General features: G+C 49.2%; 6 protein-coding genes. All 6 read left to right on the forward strand.

Features of this window, described 5'->3' with window-relative positions:
* Positions 1 to 5 precede the first annotated feature (5 nt).
* The gene (locus AC1DFM_RS28035; protein ID WP_477080087.1) at positions 6 to 1,640 is read left to right on the forward strand and encodes a PKD-like family lipoprotein; all 1,635 of its coding nucleotides are present in this window, start codon (positions 6 to 8) and stop codon (positions 1,638 to 1,640) included.
* Between the two features lie 150 nt (positions 1,641 to 1,790).
* Positions 1,791 to 2,375, forward strand: a complete 585-nt coding sequence (locus AC1DFM_RS28040) for an RNA polymerase sigma-70 factor (protein ID WP_477080088.1) — start codon at positions 1,791 to 1,793, stop codon at positions 2,373 to 2,375.
* 154 nt (positions 2,376 to 2,529) lie between these two features.
* Complete coding sequence (locus AC1DFM_RS28045) at positions 2,530 to 3,558, forward strand: FecR family protein (RefSeq protein ID WP_477080089.1); 1,029 nt, start codon at positions 2,530 to 2,532, stop codon at positions 3,556 to 3,558.
* A gap of 202 nt (positions 3,559 to 3,760) precedes the next feature.
* Entirely contained in the window at positions 3,761 to 7,237 is a 3,477-nt protein-coding gene (locus AC1DFM_RS28050) for a SusC/RagA family TonB-linked outer membrane protein (RefSeq protein WP_477080090.1), read from the forward strand.
* 18 nt (positions 7,238 to 7,255) lie between these two features.
* Positions 7,256 to 8,857 carry a RagB/SusD family nutrient uptake outer membrane protein gene (locus tag AC1DFM_RS28055; protein ID WP_477080091.1) on the forward strand — a complete coding sequence of 534 codons (1,602 nt, stop codon included), beginning with the start codon at positions 7,256 to 7,258 and terminating at the stop codon, positions 8,855 to 8,857.
* 58 nt (positions 8,858 to 8,915) lie between these two features.
* Complete coding sequence (locus AC1DFM_RS28060; RefSeq protein WP_477080092.1) at positions 8,916 to 12,005, forward strand: PQQ-dependent sugar dehydrogenase; 3,090 nt, start codon at positions 8,916 to 8,918, stop codon at positions 12,003 to 12,005.

Below are 12,005 nucleotides of genomic sequence, written 5' to 3' on the forward strand. Positions count from 1 at the left end.
AATGTATGAAAATTTCAATACTAAGTTGGACCGGTGTAGTGGCAGCATTCCTTATGATGATATGCAGCGGCTGCTATAAGGACCTGGGCAACTATGATTATAAAAAAGTCAATGAATTACAAATTGATTCATTGCCGAATACCATTTATGTAAATCAGTTTGACTCGCTCGCGTTGACACCTGTCATAAAAATGACGATGGATCAGGCGAACCTGGACGACACTGCCCGTTTTGCCTACCGGTGGATTATCGGGCAGCGCGATTCCGTGAATGACCTGACTGCCGCAGTAGTAATAGGTACTACCCGTGTACTGGCCGCAAAAATACTAGTGCCGGTAGGGCGCTACGGCCTTTATCTGGAAATACGTGATCAGAAAACAAACCAGGTATTTTTACAACATACCAACAACCTGGTGATTGGCTCCGGTACCTACGAAGGGTGGCTGGTATTAAGCGATGTAAAAGGAAACGCACAACTGGATATGGTGGCGTATAATAACGGAACAGCTAACATTGTGCATAATTTATTGGAGCAATCAACGGATTTGCCTAAACCATTGAAAGGCCCGCGTAAGATTGCGTTCTACTATACCTATACGTATAATGCCGTACCAGCGCTTTTTCATGAGCCGAAATTGTCCACAGCGGATCGTTCCTGGGTATACCTGACCACCGATCAGGGAACCTGGAAAATGAGAGGCGACTACATGTATACCAATAACAGATGGAACGTGCGTAATGAGTTCCTGGTGCCACCGGACAGCGCCACTTTTATTCCTGCATTTGTAGGTACCGGAGAGGGGTCTGGTGCGCTGGAAACCTGCTACCTGTATGACGGGAAAGGAAATTTCTATGAGAGAAACGCCTATAATTATTATGTCAATAATATGAACCAGGTAACCGGTGAGGGCGACTTTAAAGCGGCGCCGTTTTTAGGCCGTGCCGCTGGTTATTCCTGGAGTGAATTCACCGTATTGTTTGACGTGAATAAAAAACGTTTTCTCCGCAGTTTCCCGGAAGATGGCAACTGTTCTTCCATCCCTGCACCTGCCGGTACGCCGTTGTTCGATTTTGACAACGTAGGAATGGACCTGGTATGGATGAAAAGTATGGATAACCTGAACCTCACCTATGCACTCATGCGCGATCCGGCCGGGGCTTACTGGTTACTCACTTTTGATGCACGTGCTACCGTAACGCAAAATACCATGACAAAGATTACCGCACCGGAAATTGATAAAGCCACGCTATTTACCGTCGACAAAAACTATGGTACCCTCTTTTACAGTGCCGGCACAAAAGTTTATGCCGTACACAAAGATTTCCCCTCACAATACTACCTGGTATATGATGCCGGCAACCGCAAAATTTCCTGGCTGGATCAGCATCAGTTTACCGGTGGCCGCGGTGTGTATAACGGCGATATCAACGATATCCCGAATACCACCAACCTTCCACCTTATAAAGCTAACTGGCTGGGTATTGCTACCTATGATCCCGCTAATCCGGATATGGGCACAGGTACGGTCAGCTTTTATTTCGCGCAGGATTTCCTCGTGAATCATGCAGCATTAGTCAAAAAAGATGAATTTACCGGCTTCGGCAAAATAGTCAGCATGTCCTATCGGGAAAGATTTTAAATCAAACCAACCAACCATTAAGAGAAACAAAGCCCTGTAACACTTGCTGTTGCAGGGTTTTTGTTTTGTATAATTATTGTAAAAGAAATTATATTTAGTGTTTTTTATTAAAAAGTAGTTGGGTTTATCAGAAAAATTTTATTTTGTGGTATGCACGTGACCATGGAAGCGTTACTATATCGCATACAATTTCATGACGACCAACAAGCCTTTAAAGCGCTGTATCAGCAGCAGGTATTCCCGTTATACCAGTTTGCTTTTGCATTCCTGAAACAGCGACAACCGGCCGAAGAGATCGTGAATGACGTATTTGTGAAGCTCTGGGAGAAGCGGCAGCAGCTGGATAAGATCAATGAAATAAAAGTATATCTCTATGTGGCGGTGAAAAATGCCGCCCTTAACTACCTGCGCAAAGCCACCATCTTCACCGAAACCGACCTGGACTCGCTGCACGTACAACATTTCCGCCTCGAAGCAGATACCGCACAGTTACTGCTGACGCATGAGCTGCAACAGGCCATCGCCGCGGCCATTCAGCAACTACCGCCCAAATGTAAGCTGATCTTTAAACTGGTAAAACAGGACGAACTATCGTATAAAGAAGTAGCCGCTATTTTAGGGATCTCTCCCAAAACAGTAGACGCACAACTTACCATTGCCATGAAAAAGCTGGCGGCCCAGTTACAACCCTTTGTTGGAGCAGAAAGCATAAAGCCGAAAGCAAAAAGCTATTGAAGCGATTGACCATTGCGGATTATATACGCGTTAATCATCCGCTTCAATAGCTTTTTGCTTTCGGCTTTATGCTTTCTGCTCAAAATTTTTTTCCCTTCTCTTAGGGAATCCCCCCGGCAACCGTGTCCCTATACAAGATCCTATCTGGAAATAAATGAAATCAGAACGAATTGCAGCGCTGTTGGCGAAAAAAGCAGGACAGGCTGCCACTATAGACGAACTGGAGGAATTGGACCGTTTACTGGCGGCAGATCCCGATGCGGCCTGGCTGGCCGGCGTTGTAAACGCTGTTGGCGCCAATGACGAGGAAGCCGCTACTGCATTTGCGGCCGCCGGATGGGAACAGGTGGCCGGTAAACTAACGGTCATGCCTACACCGCTGCTGCGTAAAGCCTCCTTCTGGTGGGCTGCGGCCGCTGTCATCGGCATCCTGCTGGCAACCGGTTTCGGCTGGCAATGGATGCAACCGCGTAAAATCGCCCCAATGGCGGTTGCCCGGCAACAACTGGTTGCGCCCCTCGGCAAAACAGTGAAAGCACTGCTACCCGACGGTACCACCGTTTGGCTGAATGCAGGCAGCAAAATCAGCTACGATGCCGGCTTTAACCGCAATCACCGCAACATCACCGTTACCGGGGAAATATTCCTCGACGTCATCAAAAACGAAGCCCTGCCTTTTATTGTACATACCAGCAACCTGGACGTACACGTGCTGGGCACCTGCTTTAATATCAAGGCGTATGACGATGATAGCCGCTCTGAAGTAACCGTCATAGGAGGAAAGGTGCAGGTGATCATGCGCAACAGCCCGGAAAAAAAAGTAATCCTGCTGCCACATGAAAAATTGGTGCTGGCTGTAAAGCCCAACACCGCTGCCATACCACAGACGCACGTAAACTTTCAGGTACAGGGACTTACCGGCACCGCAGACACCAGTCTCGTCATGGAAACAGCCTGGCGCGATCAGAAACTGGCTTTTATGAATGAAACGTTCGAAGAAGTAGCCCGGAAAATGGAACGACAATTCAACGTCACCATTTCTTTTAAAGATGATAACATGAAAACAGAAATACTCAGCGGCGTATTTGAAAAAGAAAATATCAACAAAGCACTACAGCTGCTACAAATGATTACACCATTCCACTATAGCATAGACCAGCAACACGTTTGGCTGTCTAAATGAAAAATAGACCAATCAACATTTTATCAAACCAAAAAATTACCTGTAATGCAAACACACGTTAACAACGGCAGTACCTGAAAAGGGGAATAAAAAAGGAAGAGCTTTCACTCTTCCTTCAAAAGGCTGATATGTATCAACAGGGGTAAGCGGGCTTCGAAACTACACTTACACCCTTCTTTACAAACCTTTCTAAAACAAATCTATGAAAAAAAGCAGATTTGGCAGGGCATCCTATGCGCTCCGCCAGACACTCAAACTATTCCTCTTTATGAAGTTATGCTTTGTACTGGTGCTGATATCCTGCCTGCATGCTTCCGCTACCGTCTTTTCTCAGGAGAAATTCACCCTGACTTTTGTAAAAACGGATGCAGACAAAATTTTCGAGAAAATACAAAAAGAAAGCAATTATCGCTTCTTTTACAACTATACCTCCATCCGCCGGCTGGGTAAAATTGACCTGCAGGTAAAAGATGCCGGCCTCAATGAAATCATGAGCCGCGTACTGGATAGCTCCATGGCCTACAAAATTGTAGACCAAAATCTTGTGATCATTTCTCCCCGCACGGAAGCCGCCGCAGATAAGGTAACCGGCCGGGTAGAAGATACAAAAGGCACCCCACTCGTGGGCGTTTCCGTGAAAGTAAAAGGAAGCAGCCAGGGCGCCGTCACAGACGCTACGGGTAACTTCTCCCTCACTGCCTCCACCGGCGCCGTGCTGGTGGTAACTTACATGGGGTTTGAACCCAAAGAAGTGACGGTGAAAGATAATGAACCACTGCACATTATCCTGGAAGAATCTACCAGTGGTCTGAATGAGGTAGTAGTCATCGGCTACGGTACCCAGAAGCGGAAAGACGTTACCGGCGCCATCAGCTCCCTCGGTGGCAAAGACCTGCGCAACGTTCCCGTACGCAACGCCGCCGAAGCCCTGCAGGGAAAAGTGACCGGCGTTACCGTGGTGCAAAGCAGCGGCAGCCCCGGATCTGCGCCCGTGGTGCGTATTCGTGGTATCGGCTCTATCAACGGACAAAATAGCCCGCTCTATATCGTAGATGGTTTACCACAATCAGATATCGCCTGGCTCAATCCCAACGATATCGAAACAATGGACATCCTCAAAGATGCTTCTACTGCCGCTATCTACGGCGCCAGAGCGTCCAACGGCGTAGTGATTGTAACCACCCGGAAAGGCAGTCGTGTAGATCAGAAAATGCACGTGACCTTCGATACCTATACCGGTATGCAATCTGCCTGGAAACGTCCGCACATGCTCAATGCCGCCGAATTCATGACGTACAAGCAAAGAGCCGCTGTTGCCGGTGGATCTCCACTGCCAGCCAGCATGGACACAGAAGAGAAAAGAACACAATTACTCAAATTTGTAACGGAAAATACCGGCAGCGCCAATGGCACCGACTGGTGGAAGGAAGTGATACAGGAGAACGCTCCCATACAGAGCTACAACGTAGGCCTGAGTGGAGCTGGCAAAAGTATTGTGTACGCTACCAGCGCGGGTTACATGAAGCAACAGGGAATTGTGAAAGGATCTGACTATGAACGCATCTCCTGGAGAACCAACGTAGGCGCAGATATCAGCTCCCGCGTGAAACTCACTACCAACATGAACCTGGTGTATGAAAGCCGCCGGAATGTGGATGAAAACAATCCCTTTACCGGCACCATTTTCAGCGCCATGGCCGCCGATCCTATTACACCGGTGTATCGCAACAACCTGAAAGATATACCTGCTTTCTTCAACAGCATCATGGATGGCTATGAGCCCAATAATCCTTACTCCCGCTACGCCGGTATCCTGTACACCAACAAGCCCAACCCGGTAGCACAGGTGGAACGTATGCAGCAAAGCGTTTGGGAAGGCATCGCCATCAAAGGCGGCGCAGCACTGGATGTGAAAATCATTGACCCGCTGACTTTCAGGACTAACTTCGGTATGGATCTTTCCCGCGGGATCTCCAAAGGATTTACACCTTCGTACTTCCTGAATCCATTTGACTATGCCACGTATAATACGGTGAGCAATAATTCCAGCTGGGGTAATTATTTTGTGTGGGAGAATACCCTCAACTACGATCAAACATTTGGAAAGCACCATATCACCGCGCTGGCGGGTATTTCCACGGAGCTGACCAAAGGATTGAACTACGGCGCTTCTAAACAGGGCATCGTGAACAATGATCCCGACATGCGTATTATCGATGCGGCCACCATGAACCCGGCTACTTCCGGCTATACCTATTCCAGTGCGCTGCAATCATTTTTTGGGCGTATCAACTACGTATATGCGGACCGTTATATCCTGGCTGCTAACATCCGCCGGGATGGTACTTCCAACTTTGGCGATGGTTACCGCTGGGGAACTTTCCCTTCTGCCTCCGCCGCCTGGCGCTTTACAGAAGAAGATTTCATGAAACGTGCCGGCCTCTCCTGGCTCACCAGTGGTAAACTCCGCGCCAGCTACGGTGCAGTGGGTAATCAGTATGTGGGTGGCGGTAGTGGCTTGTATTTATCTACCTATGGTAATACCTTCCAACGTTACGTATTCGGTAATACCAGCGCCGGCTTCCTCGGCGCAGAACGTAAAACTATGGCCAACCCTGCTTTGCAATGGGAAACTTCTTCACAGGCAGATATGGCGCTGGACCTCCAGTTATTTAACGGTGAGCTGGATGTAACAGTAGATTATTACAACAAGCGCGTGAACAACATGCTGGTGATCATGCCATTGCCGGCTACGCTGGGTTATCCTACTTCCAATCCTTTCTGGATGAATGGTGGTAGCATGGTCAACAAAGGATGGGAGCTGTCTGTTGGGCATCATCATACCTACGGTGATCTCTCTTATAATATTCGGGCTAATATTTCCACGTTTAAAAATGAGGTGCTGAGCATGGGCGGGGGAGAACCCATCTACTCCACTGCCCATTTGGGTGAAGTCATTACCAAAACAGAAGAAGGCAAACCGGTAGGTTACTATTTCGGCTGGAAAACTGACGGTATTTTCCAGACCCAGGCGGAAGTAGATAAAAGTCCGCAGAAAGGCGTGAGCACACCCGGTGACCTTCGCTTTAAAGACATCAACGGTACCGATGCCAATGGCAAAGTAATTCCTGGTCCCGATGGTAAACTGGATGCCGCTGATCGTACGATGATCGGCAATCCATGGCCTGATTTTGTGTACGGCGTAAACATTGGCCTCAATTTCAAACGCTTCGATCTAAGCATGTTCTGGCAGGGATCACAGGGTAATGATGTGATGAACATCCTGCGCTATGATACCGAAGCCGGTACTGGCTGGTATAATGCGCCTAAAGGCTTCCTAGACAAAGCCTGGAATGGCGCGGGATCTACCAACAAATACTACAAAATTTCTTCTGTGGCAGCGTTGAACAACAGTGTGTCTGATTACTTCGTGGAAGATGGCTCTTACCTGCGCCTGAAAAATGTGCAGCTGGGTTACAACTTCCCCGAAAAATGGCTGGAGCGTACCCGCATCCCACAGTTACGGATATACGTAGGTGCACAGAACTTGTTTACGTTCACCCAATACAGCGGTCTGGACCCTGAAATGGGCAACGAAGATCCTAAACTGATGGGTATTGACCAGGGATACTTCCCGCAGGCCCGCACTTTTATGATCGGACTGAATGCCAGGTTTTAATCATTAACACTGCTACTCATGAAAAAACTCGTATATACTTTACCGTTACTGGCGGCTTTACTGACCGTATCGTGTTCAAAAGACTACCTGAACCGTCCACCACTGGGCGTTCAAACGGATGATAACTTTTTTAAATCGCCCGGCGCCGGCATGAAAACCGTGGTAAATTGCTACCTGGGATTCTATGATTTCTGGGGCTACCAGGCGGCCATCGCAGAACTGGGGAATATGGCCACTGATGAAAGTGATAAAGGCGGCTCTGATAACAACGACCGCCCTTTTGTGCTGGACCTGGGCTATGGCAGAACACTGTCGAATAATGAAACCTTGTATAACTTATGGAAGGCTTGCTACAATGGTATCGGCAACTGTAACGTAGCTTTGGAACGCCTTCCTGGGGCGCCTTTGCTGGATGATAAAGGCAACCCGCTGGATGAAAATGTGAAGAAAAGATACCTGGCAGAAGTACGTTACCTGCGTGCTTATTATTACCTCGACCTGGTGCGTATTTTCGGTGGCGTACCACTGATCACCAAAACATTGACCATCGACGATCGTAATAAGATTGTACGCGCTACCGCCGCTGAAACCATGCAGTTCATTACCAGTGAGCTGGAAGCGGTGGGCGCAGATGCTGCACTGCCTTCCCGCAATGATATGCCGGATGCGGAATTGGGGCGTGCTACCAAAGAAGCCGCCTGGGCGCTGCAGGCAAGGGCCTATCTCTTCTTCGCGGAAGATGATAAATCGCTGTATGCCAAAGCCAGGGATGCGGCTAAAAAGGTAGTCGATTCTAAAGCATTTAGCCTGGAACCACAGTACCAGCAATTGTTTTTGAAAGATGGATACAAAAGCAGGGAATCTGTTTTTCCGATCATTTTCGGAGATGATCCTGCCGCCTTTATCTATGGTTCTACACAGCCCATCTACTGCTCACCTCGCAGTGCCGGTGGCTGGGGCTTCGATTGCCCTACACAGTCGCTTGTAGATGCGTTTGAACCCGGCGATCCCCGTGCGCTCTTCACCATCCTGGACCAGGGCGATGTATTCCCCACTGCCGGCGGTAAAGAGGTGCTTGACTTCTCCACCTATCCCAACACCGGTCATCATAACCGTAAAGTATTTCTGCCACAAAACCGCCGTGGACAAGGTTGGGGCAATGATGCCTGGACCATGTACCTGATCCGCTACGCCGACGTATTACTGATGTATGCAGAAGCAGAGCTGGAAAGCGGCGGCAACAAACAAATTGTAGCAGATAATATTAACCTGGTAAGAAGCCGCGCCACTACTTCTGCTCATACCGATGTGGAAGCTACTTCCCGTGTCCGCGTGATTCCTGCTACACCATTACCGCCTGTCACCGCAGCCAGCGACCTCCATGCCGCCGTACGTCACGAACGCCGTGTGGAGCTGGGAGGAGAATACGGCCGCCTGTTTGACTTGCTGCGCTGGAACACCTATGTGTCTACCATGAAAGATTTTTCTACCAAACCCTATTCCAATGGCAAAGGCAATAGCTTCAAAGCGCCTGCCAGCGGCAATAAATACCTGTTTCCGATCCCTCAGCTGGAAATAGACCGGAGCGGCGGATCTATCAAACAAAACCCTGGTTATTGATTCTATGATACGGGGCCGGCTATACGTTTTTAGCCGGCCCTGAATATGACTACGCGCTATGAAGAAACTTTGTCTACTACTGCTGCTGGCAGGACTATTTGCCTGTACCGGAAAACGAACTGCTACCCGCATTTTATGCTTCGCTACCAACCACGAAAGTGCCTGGGTGAAACAATTACAGGCTACCGCCGCTAAAGAAGGCTGGCAGCTGGTACTTACTTCCGATACCCATTTATTCCGGGAAGATTCCCTGGCCACTTTTAGTGCGGTATGCTTACCTTTTTCACTCACCGATAGCCTGAACTTCCGCACCGTACCCGCATTGAAACGTTACGCGGAATCCGGCGGGGGAGGCATTCTGGCGGTTAAGGATACGAGTTATCAGCGTAAAGACTGGCCATGGCTGCATGAGTGGGCAGATCAACCCGTTGGAAATGAATTAGTGCAGGACGGCGGCAGGTTGTACATCGTTTCTCCGGCAGTAGCTTCCAATGATCTGCGTACGGCCCTGCAATATCTGATCGGCAATAATGCGCCACCAGATTATAAATCCTCCCTCACCCTGTTGCCTCCGGATACTAACCGTTACACCTATACGGTGTTGGATCATGGCTTGGATGAACCCATGGAAATGTGCATCCTGCCGGATGGAAATGTACTCTTTATTGAGCGCAAAGGCGCTGTGAAAATGTATGATGCCCGTTTGCATCAAACCAAAACCATTGGGCATTTTGATGTATTCAGCGGTATTGAAGACGGCCTGCTGGGTGTGGCGCTGGACCCCGGTTTTGCTACCAACCACTACATCTATTTCTACTATGCACCCGCGGGTGAAAAATGGTATAATAACCTGGTACGACTGGAGCTGCACGGTGATACCCTCAACAAAGCTACCCAAAAGGTAGTGATGGAAGTCCCCACGCAACGCCGCTACTGCTGCCACTCTGCCGGCTATCTGGCCTTCGGCCCCGGTGGATTGCTATACCTCTCCATCGGCGATAATACCAATGCGGAAGAAACGGAAGGCTACACGCCAGTGGATGAAAGACCAGGCAGACACCTGTCGGACGACCAGGCCAGCGCAGCCAACAGCAACGATTTGAGAGGAAAGATTCTCCGCATCAAACCAACGCCGGATGGCAGCTACTCCATCCCCGATGGTAACCTGTTTCCCAAAGACGGCTCCAAAGGCCGCCCGGAAATATACGTGATGGGGTGTCGTAATCCTTACCGCTTCCATGTAGACATGAAAAATGCTTTTGTATACTGGGGCGACATCGGGCCGGATACTAAAGTTCCTTCTCCGGAAGGGAGTACCGTTAGCTTCGATGAAATTAACCAGGCACGGAAACCAGGCTTTTTTGGATGGCCTTATTTTAACGGCAACAACCAGCCATATCCACTCTGGGACTACGCCAATAAAAAGGAGCGGCCCGTGAAAGATCCGCTGCATCCTATCAATGCTTCTCCCAATAATACCGGGATTCGGGAGTTGCCACCCGCACAACCTGCCATGATCTGGTATGGCGATGCTGCCTCCCCTGTATTCCCCATGGTAGGCAAAGGTGGAGAATCTGCCATGGCAGGCCCCGTTTTTTATAGCGATCGTTATAAAAATGCTCCCTATAAATTATCTGACTACTATAACGGCAAACTCTTTATCTACGATTGGGTACGACACTGGATCATGGCCGTTACCATGGATTCCGCAGGCAATTACCTGCGCATGGAACCCTTCCTGGAACATATTCCTTTTGCAGCGCCCGTAGATATGCAGATCGCACCCGATGGCAGTATTTTTATGCTGGAATACGGCACCAACTGGTTTGCTAAAAACTCGGATGCCAAGCTGGTGCAGATTACCTATGCGGAAGGTAACCGCAAACCGGTAGCAGCCGTGAAAAGTAGTCAGCTGTATGGCGCAGCACCGCTAACGGTGCATTTGTCGGCCGCCGGCTCCATCGACTACGACAAAGGCGACGAGCTCCGCTACGCCTGGAGCATTGAAGGAAAACAGCAGGAAGGCGTGGAAGTCAACCATACTTTTCAGCAACCCGGCATTTATAAAGTAGACCTAACGGTAACGGATAACCGTGGTGGCGTGGGTACCGCGGCAATAGATATCAAAGTAGGAAATACGCCACCCACTGTGCAGATTCAAACAAAGGCCAACCGCGGTTTCTACTGGGATAATGCGTTGCTGGATTACCAGGTAATCGTGAAAGATCCGGAAGATGGCGTGATTGATACCAGCAAAGTACAGGTGTCTTTCGACTACATGCCTGTGGGAAAAGATCTGGCGCTGGTGCTGGGCAAAGGTGGCGCCGCCACACACCTGGAGCATCCAAGGGGACATGATTTGTTCTGGTCGCTCGACTGTAAAGCCTGCCACACGGAGAACACCGTGTCTGTAGGACCCAGTTTAATGGACGTTGCGCATAAATATGCCGCTAACGAAACCAATATAACAAAGCTGGCAGCCAAAGTAATTGCGGGGGGCAGTGGTAACTGGGGTAACCGTACTATGTCGTCGCATCCGGATATGTCCACCGCCGATGCGAGAGAAATTGTGCAGTATATTTTGTCGCTCGCCAATACCAGCGCATCGCTGCCTCTGCAAGGGATGCAGCCGCTGAGTAAGCACGCGGGCAAAGGCCATGATGGCGCTTATTTGCTCATGGCAACGTATACCGACAAAGGCGCCAATAAAATAGAACCGATTACCGGCAGGGATTATATTTTGTTAAGAGATCCCCTGGTGCAGATAGAAGATTTTGACGAAGGCAATGTATTTATCAGCACCGTTACTACGCTGGCGGTGAGTTATGGTTATGTAGCACATAATAACTTCATCCGGTTTAAACAATTGTACCTGGATGAGGTGTTAAGTCTGCAGTTCAACATCCAGGAACAGGGGACAGGCGGTATCATCGAAGTGCATCTCGATAAGCCCGATGGACCTGTGGTAAGCAAAGCCACGGTAGCAGCGGGAAAGGCGCCGGATGCGAAAAGCGGATGGAAGGTGATCACTGCGCCGTTTCAATCAGTAAAAGGACAACACGACCTGTATCTTGTATTTAAAAGCAATGATGGACAGCCCGGTCACCTGTTTAACATCGATTGGTGGTATTTCTCAAATCGAAATTAA

The organism is Chitinophaga sp. 05T412 (assembly GCF_056396465.1).